The sequence below is a fragment of the Bacillus smithii genome, from assembly GCF_001050115.1.
In the GTDB taxonomy this organism is placed as follows: Bacteria; Bacillota; Bacilli; order Bacillales; family DSM-4216; genus Bacillus_O; species Bacillus_O smithii.
Genome location: NZ_CP012025.1, coordinates 1 through 12,514, shown reverse-complemented (window position 1 = coordinate 12,514; position 12,514 = coordinate 1). Strand labels below are relative to the sequence as shown.

The window sequence follows — 12,514 nt, the reverse complement described above, 5'->3', positions numbered from 1 at the left end:
GTAAGCGTAAAATAATCCCCACCTTTTAATGATAGGGATTAAATACTATTATTGTGATAAGTTATTAAAAACCCGACAATTCAAAGGAATTGTTTTGGACCAAGGAAGTAGTTGATCAAGCTCATCCATATTGCTTATATCCATATTGGGAAGCCTTTCAAATAAGTAGCGAAGATAATAAAATGGATTTAATTTATTCTCTTTTGCTGTCTCCACAATACTGTAAATGATTGAGCTGGCCTTAGCTCCTTTCGGAGTATTGCTAAAAATCCAGTTCTTCCTACCGATCACAAATGGTTTAATGGATCGTTCACTTCGATTATTATCGATTTCTAAACGTCCATCCTCTAAAAATGCCACGAGTTTTTCCCATTGGTTGAGGCAGTATGTAATGGCTTGACCTAATAGACTCTTTGGTAAAACATTGCTTTTCTCTGTTTTTAGCCATGCTGAAAAAGCCTCCAACAATGGTTGGCTGTGTTTAAGTCGTTTTTTATATCGTTCTTCTGGTGTACATTCTTTCAAATCACGCTCGATGGCAAATAGCTGATTACAGAAATTGAGTCCTTCCCGAACTGTGACTGCTGAATGACGTTTGGATTCAGGAAGTACGTTTAAAGCCTCATCGAACTTTCTGCGGGCATGAGCCCAACATCCAACTAATGTTACGCCGGATACCTTATGGTATCCTGCATATCCATCGACATGCAGGTATCCTTTAAACCCTTTTAGGAATTCTTTGGCATGTTCTCCTGCTCTAGTTTCCTGATAGTCATAAAGGACAAGTGGTGGATCCTCTCTTCCAGTCCGATAAAGCCACATGTAAGATTTCGATGTACTTGACCTTCCAGGTTCATGTAAAACCTGAACAGTTGTTTCATCCGCATGTAGAATGTCTTTAGAGAGGAGATGCTCTTTCATTCGTTGATAAATTGGCGCAAGCCATTTTTCGGCACCATAAAGCATCCAATTGGCCATGGTTTGCCTGGATAAGATCACACCTAATCGTTTGAACTGTTGTTCTTGGCGATATAGAGGTAGCCCCTCTACATATTTTTGATTCATAATATATGCCATGCTTGACGGTGAAGCTAAACTTTTTGGATACACAGATTTTGGGGCAGGTGCTGTAACGATTGGTGTCTCTATTTCATTACGCTCACAATGACGGCATCCATAGACATATCGAACGTGTTTTAAAACTTTGACTTGAGCCGGAATAATCACTAATTCTTGTCGTACTTCTGTGCTCATTTCGTGTGTTTTTTCACCGCAACACGAACAGACCTGCTCTTCTTCGGGTAAACGATATTCAATCGTTTCCATAGGCAGGTTTTCAAACGTAGCTTGACGTTGACCACGTTTCTTTTTACGACGATATGTAATTGTTTCAACAGTTGGCTCTTCGGCTTTTACATTAGACTCTACCTCTGCTTCATTGAATAAAGGTAGTTCTAATTGATTAGGATTTGTTTTTTCGCTTGAAGAGCCAAATTTTCGTTTTTGACTAAGACGATACTGTTCTTCATACCATCGTAATTTCGCCGTCAATTCAACGATTTGCTGTTGAAGTTTTTCAATTAATTCAAATGGGTTTTGGGTAGGATTCTTTAAATTTTTCATCATGTAGTAATAATTCGACGGTTTTAGCTATTTTCCTCCAAGGTTTTTGTTAAAAGTAAAAAATTCATATAACTGTTCTAGCCTTTACTTCTGGGTGTGCTTTCTTTTGCTCCATTGCAAGGCCATCCAATAACCAGCGTAATTGCCGATAACTAATTTGTATCGTTCCAGTGTCATTTTCATTTGGCCATTGAAATTTTCCTTTTTCCAATCGACGATAATAAAGCCAAAAACCATTATAGTCCCAGTGAAGAATTTTTAATTTATCTCGCTTTCGATTACAGAACACAAAATAGCTTGATGAAAAGGGATCTAAATCAAATCCCTCTTTCACCAAAGCAGCTAATCCATCAATGGATTTTCTCAAATCAGTACTTCCTTTTGCCAAGTAAACTCGTTCAGCTCTTGTACCAACTAACATGTTGATTTCAACGTCCTAACCACTTCTGAAAGAAAGGCCGGATCGAAACCAGGTTTTACTTCAATTGAAATCCCACTAATTTCAATCCGTAATGAATTTTCAACTGTTTGTGAATGATCTTCTAGGGTAACGGATGCCCATTTTGTAGACTTTCCTTGATTTTTTATTGGATTTTCAATTTTTCTTAACCAGTATTTAAACTGGTGAATACTCCATTGATTTTCCTTGCACCAGTTTACTTGAGTTTGACCGCTTTTACGATAGTCAGCGATTCGTTGTTCCCAAACCTTTCGTAATTCAGGATTCTTAGGCATAAAAAAACCTCCTTCAATTTCATCTTGAGGAGATTATCTCATGAAATTAGCACATCAAGAAGGTGTCCAAGATTTGACGCTTACCTTTCTGTGATCGGTAACGGGGTAGAATACGCCTTTTTGTTTTGTCTAAGGAAAGGGAGATAAAAACAATGAAAGATGTCATTATTGATTTGCTTCGTTCAGACGGATCTATTGTTGTAAATAAACGTTTAGCAAAAGCTATCGGATTGACGGAAGCAGTCGTATACAGCGAACTTGTGAGCTTGTATAAATACTGGGCAAATCGTGGAGAACTAACAGATGGCGAATGGTTTTTCTGTACGGATGACAATCTTGTAGAAAATACAACTATTCCAAAAAACACTGTTAGAAGAAAAGTAAATGAATTGGTAAAAATGGGACTTATCGAAAAAGAGTTAAAAGGATTGCCAGCTAAAATCCATTACCGTATAACAGACAAAATTTTTGAAGTATTAGGTTTGTGGTCAAGCAAGGATAACCAAAATGGTCAACCTGATGAAATCAACGTTTATGACGAAAAAAGAGCCGAAAAATCGCATGGTTATCAGCTTACCCAAAATGGTCAACCAAGAGTAACCAAAATGGATAAGCAAGGATCGCCAAAATGGTCACCAAATAATACTAAATTAAATAATACTAAGATTAATAATACTAATAAGATTAGAGAGAGAGACTTAATAAAAGGGGCTGAAATTGAAGAAGAATTAAAAGATTACATAGAAGGACGTTCAGAAGAATTCAAGGAAAAGGGAATTGATTTACAAACGGTAATAAATTGGATTGAAGCCAATAAGGAATTTTATAGCTTCTCTGAATTTGCAGTTGGAATAAATCAGCTTTTAGAGTTTCCAGAACCTATTAAAAATCCTATTCTGTTTTTAAACAGCACTTTTGCTGAAATTGAAAAATATGTTAAAGATTTTCGTAAAAAACAACTGAAAAAAGGTAAAAAGGAAATGGCAGCGAAAAAGAAACAACAACAACCACACTTCCAACCACAACCACAAGCAGTTTTTTATAATTGGCTTGAACAGTGATAGGAGTGGTTTATATGCACATGTATGAAGTTGATTGGGAAAAACTTCTAGAAGAAAAAAATACAGAGGGGATACTAGCTGGAGTAATGGCTGAAACGGTGGAAAGTATGTTTTTCTATTTGGATTGGTCAACTAGACACTTAAAACAATTACAAAAACAAAATCCAGCCACAGAAGAACATCATTCCGAAGCTCTGTTTATGTTTGGAATCATGAATGTAAGTTGCAAACTTTTATATATAGATCCATATGAATGGTGCAAAGCAACCAAAATTCCATATAGGGGAAGAAATAAAACCTATTGGCATTTATTTAATAACTCAGCTTTCGCAGTCCAAAATCTTGTTTAAATGCTTGATGTAAATGGTTTTGGGAAGTACAAAATTATCATTTGACATTTTTTAAAACATAAAGAAAGACACCTATTCTTTTGGTAAAATATTGGTGACGAAACCAAATCCAAAAGAAAGGTGTCACCACTATGATAACGAATAAAGACTACTTTGCGCAATTACCAAAAGAAATTAAACAAGGATTTTCCGAATTAAATATTGGATATCATTTAAGAAAAGCGAATATTACGAAACTTTCCGGGTATTCTTGTCTTACTGTTTTCAAACTGATTTTTCTTTTAGTCTTCCAATATAAGAACTGGTTTCGTGCTTTTATGAGTAAACGATCTCAGGATCTGCCCGGAAAGGATACAGTCTATCGCTTTTTAAATACACCAACCTATCATTGGAGAAAGTTTCTGCTTTCATTAAGCAGTGAAATGATCCGTCTGCTTCAACCCTCATTGTTTGTCCATCTTGGTTATCAACTCGGAATTCAATCTTGCTGTTTCTTAGTTCCAAGGTGTTTTATAGATGGCATTCGCCATCATGCTATTTTATGATCATTTTTTGTAAAGCCTGTTTATGTGTCTCATCAACGAGTGGCAGCATCTTTTTCAGCTTTAACTTTTTTTCCTCTGTAAGGCTATTGAGAGAAGCTCACATCTTTTCGACTAGCTCCGGTGTTAAATAATTACTTTCATTCATTCGGATCAACTCCATTATTTGATGCTTTTTATCTTTTTACAAAAAAGTATGTATTTTGTTCAAACACTCAGTTACAATTTCGGGTGGTGCTTGATCCTTAATTTGAATCTTTCTGGATACCCAATCTAAACTTTTAACTTGATCAGTCAAAATAGCTCCCTGAATGGCTAAACCTTCTGGGAGCTCTACTTCAAAAGGCCAACCCTTTACTGTGTTTGTAATTGGACAAATAAGTGCAAATCGTGTTATTTCATTAAATTCTTTCGGGGACAATACAATACCTGGGCGACGTCCTGCTTGTTCGTGTCCAGATTGTGGGTTGAAATTTAGATAAACCAAATCCCCACGGTCTGGTGCTTGGGTCAAATTAATTCATTCCCTTCAATACCAAAATCAATTTCCTTATGACGATTTTCCGGCTTTGCTTGCTTTAAAAGTTCTTCTAACGTGTATTTCTTCTGTTTTGGAACTAATGTGATTTTCTTATCATCTATAACTCTTAACTCGATTTCGGAGCCTTGATGAATCGCAACTCGCTCAGCAACATCTTTAGGGATACGAACTGCAAGACTATTTCCCCACTTTTGAACAGTTGTTGCCATTGCCATAGTTTCCACCCCTTCTCCTTTATTGGAATTCAATTATACCACCTTCCGTCTTTTAAGTATATACAAAGTATATACATTTTCGCAAAAAATGATACGTATCAAGTTCCCTAACTTTCCCCTACCTTTTTCAGTTTTGAACAAATGTACGAATTTGTATAAAATCATACATTCATTTTCGCTTATTCTCTTGTCCTTTCCCTTTTTCTTCGATATGATCGAGGTATCCTACAAAATCGTACATTCAAATCATTGATTTTCAAGGGAAGGAGAAAAGATGTCGACACCAAAAAATGTGCAGCCGATTCGTAGTCAGGTAAGCGTAAAATCTTGGACACCTTCTTGATGTGCTAATTTCATGAGATAATCTCCTCAAGATGAAATTGAAGGAGGTTTTTTTATTTGTGTTAGGGTGTGAAACAGGCCTACGGGTTGGAGACCTGCTTAAAATCAAAACGGAAGCGATTCTGAGGCTGAAAAACAAAAAAAAAAAAAACCAAATTAAAATTCCCGGGTTTTTTTGGTTTTTTTTTTTTTTGTTTTTCAGCCTCAGAATCGCTTCCGTTTTGATTTTAAGCAGGTCTCCAACCCGTAGGCCTGTTTCACACCCTAACACAAATAAAAAAACCTCCTTCAATTTCATCTTGAGGAGATTATCTCATGAAATTAGCACATCAAGAAGGTGTCCAAGATTTGACGCTTACGTAGTCAGCAGCAATTAGACGATATGAAATGGGCGTTAAAACGCCACTGTTTGCCCCGAGATTACATTTTATTTGTGTTAGGGTGTGAAACAGGCCTACGGGTTGGAGACCTGCTTAAAATCAAAACGGAAGCGATTCTGAGGCTGAAAAACAAAAAAGAGAAGGTTTTACGAGTAAAAGAAGGAAAAACCCAAAAAATCCGCGATATTTATATTGGCCATTGTTTTGAGGAAGTGTATGAATACGCAGCTGGATTAGACAGTGAGTGGCTCTTTCCATCAAGGAAAGGAAACCGGCCGATTACACCGACACAGGCTTACCGCCAGCTGAAAAAGGCGGCTGATTTTGCCGGGGTGGAGCATGTCGGCAATCATACGCTCAGAAAAACATTTGGCTATTGGTTTTATAAAGCCACGAAAGATATTGCCATGTTGCAAGAGATTTTGAACCATTCTCATCCTTCTGTTACTCTCCGTTATATCGGGATCACAGAAGAAGAAACTCAAAATGTCTTGAAACATTTTAGCGTGTTTCAGGATAAATAAAAATTCGGACTGTACAAAATTGAACAGTCCAAAAACTCTATTCAACTATTCCAAAGTAGCTCATATCTTACTCCCTACGGGTCCTATTGTGCGCAATATTATTCGAAACATTCGAACCCTATTGAATACCTGCATGCAAGGTATGTAAATGGGCACTCTCATTTTTTAGTGAAAAATCATACAACATAATTTTCACTTTTCCTCCCACCAATGTTTAAAACGCAAAAAAAGCATATAGAAAATATATAGAATGATATATAGAGTTCATATAGAAACCATATGAAAACTATATAGAAATTATATAGAAAGCTCACTTTTTTTGACCCCATCGTTTTATCAGGCACTGCCTGATCCCACACCTTTGGTGGGGGCAAAAACTCCTTATGCTCTTGCATTTTTCTACCACGCTGAAATCTCATATATTTCAGAATATTTTTATCAATTTCGCGATACAATTGTAATCGTGTATAATACGGATACGATCTTCAAGGGGGGATCGGCTTTAGGACGGATAATCCACCCTTTGGCCTAACAACTCAAGGGTGGATTATTTTTTTGGTTAAAAGACAGTATTGAAACAGAGGCCCAGGGCAGCATACCGATTCACTGTTTCCCTGCCAACCTAGCTGCTTCACGTTTAAACTGATCAAAAGAAATCTCTCCTGCTGCTTTTGCAATGACTAGATCCTCAATTTCTTTCGTTACTTTTAAGCCTTCGATTTCAAGTGAAGCTTTTACAGACGAAAATTTCTTTTGTAACGTTTCCTTTGAATATTTCATGAATCTTCGCTCCCTTCTAACCACTGAGCAAGAATTAACAATTTTTAGTAGCAGATCTCCAAAACTCACCACAAAATGAAGCCGAATTTTGCATTTAACAAGACACTTATACGTATAACGAAAGATAAATTTGTCTCAGAGCCCCATAGTGCACAATTTTCGAGGGTCGATACACTTTTTTATCGGCCTTCTTATTTTTCTTTCCCTTTTTTGGAAAACAAACGTGAAAAAAAACTTTTTTGTGTCTCTTTTTCTGTTATGGCTGCTTCAATTCTAGCTTGTCTAATTTCCAAAGATTGAGTCAAGGACTCCATGAGTTGTCGATCACGTTTCTCCAATGACTCTTTGATGTATCGGCTTTGTTCGTCTAACTTTTTTAATAGCATTTCATTGAATTTCTTTTGTTCTTCCAGTGCTTTTTTGATCTCTTCAACATCCTCACTGGTTGCCAATGTTGGTGTGTTTGTAACTTTCTCACTTGTTTCTCGTTGTTCATCATGGTTAATCACCAAAGGAAACTCATTGGCTAAGATGTTGCGGATCTCATTTGTATCTTTTCCCTCATCATAAAGTTGCTTTATCCTTTTGAGGATGTTTACAGCTTCAGCTTCATATTTTTTTAATCGACTTCCACCTTTAACCACGAAGAACAATTCAAAATTAGCCAAATAGCGCCTACAAGTTGAATTCGGAATACCTGCCTGCTCTGCCAATTCTGCAATTGTTAGATATTCACTCATTAATAACCACCATCTATCATTGAATGTTTTTGTTATTCACTCATCATTATTCGTTACTTTCTTACCAATGATTATAAACCATATTATCATCGCTCATCACTTTAGAAAATAGAGCCAGATAGGCAAATTTTAATGATTTTTGAGCCGGATTCGCTTTAATTTGAATCATTTAATTCTTTCTTTAATTGCTCAAGTTCTATTTCGTTTTTTGTTCCCATCATTTGACCAATTAATTCATAATAAAAACCTGGTTTTTGCATTGGTTTCCCGAAAATGTCATAAGGTTTTTTGTTATTAAATAAATGCCAATAGGTTTTATTTCTTCCCCTATATGGAATTTTGGTTGCTTTGCACCATTCATATGGATCTATATATAAAAGTTTGCAACTTACATTCATGATTCCAAACATAAACAGAGCTTCGGAATGATGTTCTTCTGTGGCTGGATTTTGTTTTTGTAATTGTTTTAAGTGTCTAGTTGACCAATCCAAATAGAAAAACATACTTTCCACCGTTTCAGCCATTACTCCAGCTAGTATCCCCTCTGTATTTTTTTCTTCTAGAAGTTTTTCCCAATCAACTTCATACATGTGCATATAAACCACTCCTATCACTGTTCAAGCCAATTATAAAAAACTGCTTGTGGTTGTGGTTGGAAGTGTGGTTGTTGTTGTTTCTTTTTCGCTGCCATTTCCTTTTTACCTTTTTTCAGTTGTTTTTTACGAAAATCTTTAACGTATTTTTCAATATCGGCAAAAGTGCTATTCAAAAAGCGAATAGGATTTTTAATAGGTTCTGGAAACTCTAAAAGCTGATTAATACCTACAGCGAATTCAGAGAAACTATAGAATTCCGTATTAGCTTCAATCCAATTTATTACCATTTGTAAATCAATTCCCTTTTCCTCAAATTCTTCTAATCGTTCTTCTATGTAATCTTTCAGTTCTTCTTCAATTTCCGCCCCTTTTAATAAGTCTCTCTCTCTATAATTTTCTTTTAATCTTTTATCATTGGTTATTTTAATATTCTTTTGTTCGGGTGAATCTGATTCACTAGGGTGGTGAATCTCGTTCACTAGGGGTAGTGAATCTGGTTCACTAGGGTAGTGCATGTCATTCACTAGGGGTGGTGTATTAGATTCACTAGGGTTCACTACTTCATTTTTAATTTCAGCAGGGCGACGGATAGTGTAAAGGTTAGATGTTGGGCTGATCTTACCGTTTTTGTTTACTTTTTTTCTTTCTTCTTTAACCAATAGCCCCAATTTCACTAATTTCTCAACACATTTAATGGCTGTTCTTCTGTGCATTGATGCTTTTTTTGCTATCGTGTCATACGAAGGAAAAGCTGTGTCATCTTGGCTGTTTGCATAAGAACGCAAAACGATATAAACCATTTTTTCGTGTGTTGTTAGCTCTTCCATGTCTAGAATTTCAGTTGGTACAACGAAAACTCTCAATGTGTCTTTTAATTGATTTGCCATGATAAGAATCTCCCTTTCCTTAGACAAAACAAAAAGGCGTATTCTACCCCGTTACCGATCACAGAAAGGGATAAAATACACCTTTGAAGTCCAAAAAAGGGAAATTTTATAGTTGAAAATTTTTATGTAAACCATTTATAATGGACTTAGTTAAGGTATTTTACCCTGTTTTCTGTGGTAGGCAACAGGGCAGGTTGTTCGGGGTGGTAGCCGAACAGCCTTTTTATTTTGTCGTTTTTTATTTTTTATTTACTCTGATCAATATTTTAACTCCAAAAACACCAAAATTCTAGTCATTTTCCCAATCTTCAGCAATGTTGATAAAATATATCTTTTATAACCATTTGCTCAACCTCACTCATGGAATAGCGAAATTTGCACGATTTTGGCTTTCTAAGCGTGTTTAAATAGTTTCCTAATGGTTTTTATCTAGTAAATTAATTTTGGCTTAAAATAAGCAAAAAAGATAATCTTGAAGATTATCTTTTTTTATCTCAAAAAGATTGCTCCAAGCCATAAAAGGATTATGGCGAAAACATCAATAATGGTATCTTTCTTTTTTTTGGTTATGATGGAAACAATCAAGTCTACTATTACCACTAATGACAATAAAATTAGTGGAATTGAGGTACTTACTTTTAATACTCCGCATATCACAATAATGAGAGCATAAACAATCCCCATATTAAAATTTTGGTATTTTTTTAAAAATTTGTTTTGTTTTATATTTTTATCCAATTTATCCATTTTTTCACAACTATTCCCCTGAATTATATTAATATTGTTGATGTAATATTAGCATAATTTCGAAAAGCTGTTCGATGATAAAAATAAGTTCTATTAGGTTGGCAGGGCAACAGTGAAACAGTATGCTGCCCTGGACCTCTGTTTCAATACTGTCATTTCACAAAAAATAATCCACCCTTGAGTTTAACGGCTGATGGGTGGATTATTCTACCTAACTAACAGGCCGATCCCCCTTGAAGATCGTGTCCGTATTATACACGATTACAATTGTGCCACAAAATAAATAAATTATTCAGAAATACCTGTAATTTTTCGTGGCAGAAAAGTGCAAGAGCATAAGGAGTTTTTGCCCCCACCGAAGGTGTGGGATCAGGCAGTGCCTGATAAAACGATGGGTACATAAAAAAGGCGATTCGCCCACAAAAAGTCCACTAAAGTCCCACGAATAGCCCACTAAAATCCCATAAATGGTCCACGCTTATCCCACGTTTGTCCCACTTTTTTTTGCTATGAATCTAAGAATAATTTGTCTGCAATAGGCTCCTTTCTAAGGATGAATAACGGCAGAGAGTGGCGCTTTTTTAAATTCATGAAAAAAATCGTCTTATGCTCTTAAAAAGAAACAATTCAGCTGCTAAAGTATTTGAAATTGAATTTAAAGAAAGGAGTCGTTTTTATGATTCAGACAATTGTTTCAATTATTAATACTGGAGTAATTATATTAAATGTCATGTTCCCAACTCTATTTAAAAGGGTGGGACAGACGGTAACAAACCAAGAAGCGAATACAAAACTATCTCAAAAAGAAATTCAAAAGCTCATAGAGTTAGAAATTGAATTGCAAAAACATGGAATTTCGGCAGAAGATATTCAATATGGTATCCAATCCAATCTTCCACAACAAGCACAACAAGATAGTGGTATTACTACTCTAGGTGTAAAATCAACTGCTGCAAAAGTTGCCGCAAAATCTATGATTAGTAAACTGCAAAAAATTGGAAGAGTGTCTTGGGATAGAACAGTTAGAAATTACATAGCCAAACTTCCAATTTCAAGTAGTGCAAAAAGCACACTAAAAAAATACTTAGCATATCAATTTGTTATGAGTACTCTTAATGTTGTTATTGACTTTAGTGGAACAATAGAAGATGCTATAGAAAAACGATTGAAAAGTATTGGCGTGTCAAGTTGGTTAGCAGGAATCACAGCTAGAGCAATTGTATTTTTACTATTCTAAGCAAATAACAGGAGACGGAAATAATGAAATCCCTTTTGAAATTTCTGATTGTTGTAACAGGTTCGTATTGTCTCGGTCATATCTTTTTTGATTATTCGGAATTAAAAATAGTAACAAATGTGATTCAAACATTATTCTTCCTTTTTGCATTTATTTATTTTACTGTTTATCGGAAAACACCCAAAGATAAAAGTTCTAATTAAAAACCTACGAAACTTTAAAAAATAAAAAACACCTATTTAGGGTGTTTTTTATGTGCGCCCGGCATGTACATGAACTATAGGGTGTAAGTCCCGAACCCCGAAGACAGAAGTAGAGGTTAGCCAAGAGCAAGGGTGTCCGTGGTGACGCGGAATCTGAAGGAAGCTGGAGGCAAAACACCGGTCCGAGGAACACGAACCTCATATAAGGCTAGGTATGATTGAGTGAGTTTGCATAACAAAACAAAGCTCTTTCTGTCGAAGGTCATATCGAGTAAATGAGGCGGATAGATGGTGTGAAAGTGCATGTACTTACCCGGGGAGGTCTGGCGGATATGTGAAGTACTCTTCATAACCTACTTAGTGATAAGTAGCTGAACCGTCAGAAGTCAGCAGAGGTCATAGTATTAGTTGGTCTAGAACAACTAAGAAGGACCGAACAATTAAGAGAGAATAGCCCTTGGTATTCAGTGAGTCATGATGAACACAGAAAACGTAGTACCTCACTTGAGGGAGGAAGCGGTGAATCCCGTGGGAGACCTCTTGGAGGGTGGAGTGACCACTGGCATAAAGAGAACAGCTATTCACGGAAGTTATAAAGACTTGCGTCAATTATCTTAATTGAACCGCCGTATACGGAACCGTACGTACGGTGGTGTGAGAGGACGGGAGTTAATCGCTCCCTCCTACTCGATTTTTAAGCCAAAATTAATTTACTAGATAAAAACCATTAGGAAACTATTTAAGCACGCTTAGAAAGCCAAAATGAGCCAAATTTGGCTATTCTATGAGTGAGGTTGAGCAAATCGGTTATAAAATGACTATTTTATAAATTCTATCAATATTGCTGAAGATTGGGAAAATGACTAGAATTTTGGTGTTTTTGGAGTTAAAATATTGTTAAAATATTGTTCAGAGTAAAATAAAAAATAAAAAACGACAAAATAAAAAGGCTGTTCGGCTACCACCCCGAACAACCTGCCCTGTTGCCTACCACAGAAAACAGGGTAAAAT

14 protein-coding genes and 1 pseudogene are annotated in these 12,514 nt (G+C 35.9%); 5 read left to right on the top strand and 10 right to left on the bottom strand.

Features of this window, described 5'->3' with window-relative positions:
* Window positions 1–48 precede the first annotated feature (48 nt).
* The 3 genes from tnpC to tnpA form a co-directional block, all read right to left on the bottom strand.
* Window positions 49–1,626 (bottom strand): IS66 family transposase, encoded by a 1,578-nt coding sequence (gene tnpC / locus BSM4216_RS15875; RefSeq protein WP_048623352.1) that lies wholly within the window; start codon window positions 1,624–1,626, stop codon window positions 49–51.
* 61 nt (window positions 1,627–1,687) lie between these two features.
* The gene (gene tnpB / locus BSM4216_RS15870) at window positions 1,688–2,044 is read right to left on the bottom strand and encodes an IS66 family insertion sequence element accessory protein TnpB (RefSeq protein WP_003352857.1); all 357 of its coding nucleotides are present in this window, start codon (window positions 2,042–2,044) and stop codon (window positions 1,688–1,690) included.
* Window positions 2,038–2,358 (bottom strand): IS66 family insertion sequence element accessory protein TnpA, encoded by a 321-nt coding sequence (gene tnpA / locus BSM4216_RS15865; protein WP_003352856.1) that lies wholly within the window; start codon window positions 2,356–2,358, stop codon window positions 2,038–2,040. The genes tnpB and tnpA overlap by 7 nt, the downstream gene beginning before the upstream one ends.
* A 152-nt stretch (window positions 2,359–2,510) precedes the next feature.
* Between tnpA and BSM4216_RS15860 the strand changes: the two genes are divergently transcribed.
* The 3 genes and pseudogenes from BSM4216_RS15860 to BSM4216_RS15850 all read left to right on the top strand — a co-directional run.
* On the top strand, window positions 2,511–3,419 hold the full coding sequence (locus tag BSM4216_RS15860; RefSeq protein ID WP_048624575.1) for a helix-turn-helix domain-containing protein: 909 nt from the start codon (window positions 2,511–2,513) through the stop codon (window positions 3,417–3,419).
* 14 nt (window positions 3,420–3,433) lie between these two features.
* On the top strand, window positions 3,434–3,769 hold the full coding sequence (locus BSM4216_RS15855; RefSeq protein ID WP_048624574.1) for a hypothetical protein: 336 nt from the start codon (window positions 3,434–3,436) through the stop codon (window positions 3,767–3,769).
* Between the two features lie 131 nt (window positions 3,770–3,900).
* Window positions 3,901–4,212 (top strand): annotated as a pseudogene (locus tag BSM4216_RS15850) (IS4 family transposase); the annotation flags it as partial.
* A gap of 283 nt (window positions 4,213–4,495) precedes the next feature.
* Here BSM4216_RS15850 and BSM4216_RS15845 read toward each other — a convergent pair.
* Window positions 4,496–4,825: a type II toxin-antitoxin system PemK/MazF family toxin gene (locus BSM4216_RS15845; RefSeq protein WP_003352727.1), complete on the bottom strand. Its 330-nt coding sequence runs from the start codon at window positions 4,823–4,825 to the stop codon at window positions 4,496–4,498.
* Window positions 4,822–5,061, bottom strand: coding sequence for an AbrB/MazE/SpoVT family DNA-binding domain-containing protein (locus BSM4216_RS15840; protein ID WP_081473003.1), 240 nt, complete (start codon window positions 5,059–5,061; stop codon window positions 4,822–4,824). Before BSM4216_RS15840 ends, BSM4216_RS15845 begins: the two co-directional genes overlap by 4 nt.
* A gap of 730 nt (window positions 5,062–5,791) precedes the next feature.
* Between BSM4216_RS15840 and BSM4216_RS15830 the strand changes: the two genes are divergently transcribed.
* Window positions 5,792–6,313: a tyrosine-type recombinase/integrase gene (locus BSM4216_RS15830; protein WP_048624571.1), complete on the top strand. Its 522-nt coding sequence runs from the start codon at window positions 5,792–5,794 to the stop codon at window positions 6,311–6,313.
* 603 nt (window positions 6,314–6,916) lie between these two features.
* Here BSM4216_RS15830 and BSM4216_RS16925 read toward each other — a convergent pair.
* The 5 genes from BSM4216_RS16925 to BSM4216_RS15810 form a co-directional block, all read right to left on the bottom strand.
* Entirely contained in the window at window positions 6,917–7,093 is a 177-nt protein-coding gene (locus BSM4216_RS16925) for an antitoxin VbhA family protein (RefSeq protein ID WP_169799179.1), read from the bottom strand.
* Window positions 7,094–7,284: 191 nt separating this feature from the next.
* Complete coding sequence (locus BSM4216_RS15825) at window positions 7,285–7,833, bottom strand: MerR family transcriptional regulator (protein ID WP_048624570.1); 549 nt, start codon at window positions 7,831–7,833, stop codon at window positions 7,285–7,287.
* A gap of 155 nt (window positions 7,834–7,988) precedes the next feature.
* On the bottom strand, window positions 7,989–8,429 hold the full coding sequence (locus BSM4216_RS15820; RefSeq protein ID WP_048624569.1) for a hypothetical protein: 441 nt from the start codon (window positions 8,427–8,429) through the stop codon (window positions 7,989–7,991).
* Between the two features lie 14 nt (window positions 8,430–8,443).
* Window positions 8,444–9,316, bottom strand: a complete 873-nt coding sequence (locus tag BSM4216_RS15815; RefSeq protein ID WP_048624568.1) for a helix-turn-helix domain-containing protein — start codon at window positions 9,314–9,316, stop codon at window positions 8,444–8,446.
* A gap of 489 nt (window positions 9,317–9,805) precedes the next feature.
* Entirely contained in the window at window positions 9,806–10,063 is a 258-nt protein-coding gene (locus tag BSM4216_RS15810) for a hypothetical protein (protein ID WP_048624567.1), read from the bottom strand.
* A gap of 676 nt (window positions 10,064–10,739) precedes the next feature.
* On the opposite strand from BSM4216_RS15810, the gene BSM4216_RS15805 reads away from it, so the two are divergent.
* Window positions 10,740–11,300, top strand: a complete 561-nt coding sequence (locus tag BSM4216_RS15805) for a hypothetical protein (protein ID WP_053083274.1) — start codon at window positions 10,740–10,742, stop codon at window positions 11,298–11,300.
* Window positions 11,301–12,514: the final 1,214 nt, after the last annotated feature.

Excerpts from the sequence above, each read along its gene's own strand:
- BSM4216_RS15825 (WP_048624570.1), bottom strand. The coding sequence starts at position 7,833 with ATGAGTGAATATCTAACAATTGCAGAATTGGCAGAGCAGGCAGGTATT.
- BSM4216_RS15815 (WP_048624568.1), bottom strand. The coding sequence starts at position 9,316 with ATGGCAAATCAATTAAAAGACACATTGAGAGTTTTCGTTGTACCAACT.
- BSM4216_RS15840 (WP_081473003.1), bottom strand. The coding sequence starts at position 5,061 with ATGGCAACAACTGTTCAAAAGTGGGGAAATAGTCTTGCAGTTCGTATC.
- BSM4216_RS15855 (WP_048624574.1), top strand. The coding sequence starts at position 3,434 with ATGCACATGTATGAAGTTGATTGGGAAAAACTTCTAGAAGAAAAAAAT.
- tnpA (WP_003352856.1), bottom strand. The coding sequence starts at position 2,358 with ATGCCTAAGAATCCTGAATTACGAAAGGTTTGGGAACAACGAATCGCT.
- BSM4216_RS16925 (WP_169799179.1), bottom strand. The coding sequence starts at position 7,093 with ATGAAATATTCAAAGGAAACGTTACAAAAGAAATTTTCGTCTGTAAAA.
- BSM4216_RS15805 (WP_053083274.1), top strand. The coding sequence starts at position 10,740 with ATGATTCAGACAATTGTTTCAATTATTAATACTGGAGTAATTATATTA.
- BSM4216_RS15860 (WP_048624575.1), top strand. The coding sequence starts at position 2,511 with ATGAAAGATGTCATTATTGATTTGCTTCGTTCAGACGGATCTATTGTT.
- BSM4216_RS15810 (WP_048624567.1), bottom strand. The coding sequence starts at position 10,063 with ATGGATAAATTGGATAAAAATATAAAACAAAACAAATTTTTAAAAAAA.
- tnpB (WP_003352857.1), bottom strand. The coding sequence starts at position 2,044 with ATGTTAGTTGGTACAAGAGCTGAACGAGTTTACTTGGCAAAAGGAAGT.
- tnpC (WP_048623352.1), bottom strand. The coding sequence starts at position 1,626 with ATGATGAAAAATTTAAAGAATCCTACCCAAAACCCATTTGAATTAATT.
- BSM4216_RS15830 (WP_048624571.1), top strand. The coding sequence starts at position 5,792 with ATGAAATGGGCGTTAAAACGCCACTGTTTGCCCCGAGATTACATTTTA.
- BSM4216_RS15820 (WP_048624569.1), bottom strand. The coding sequence starts at position 8,429 with ATGCACATGTATGAAGTTGATTGGGAAAAACTTCTAGAAGAAAAAAAT.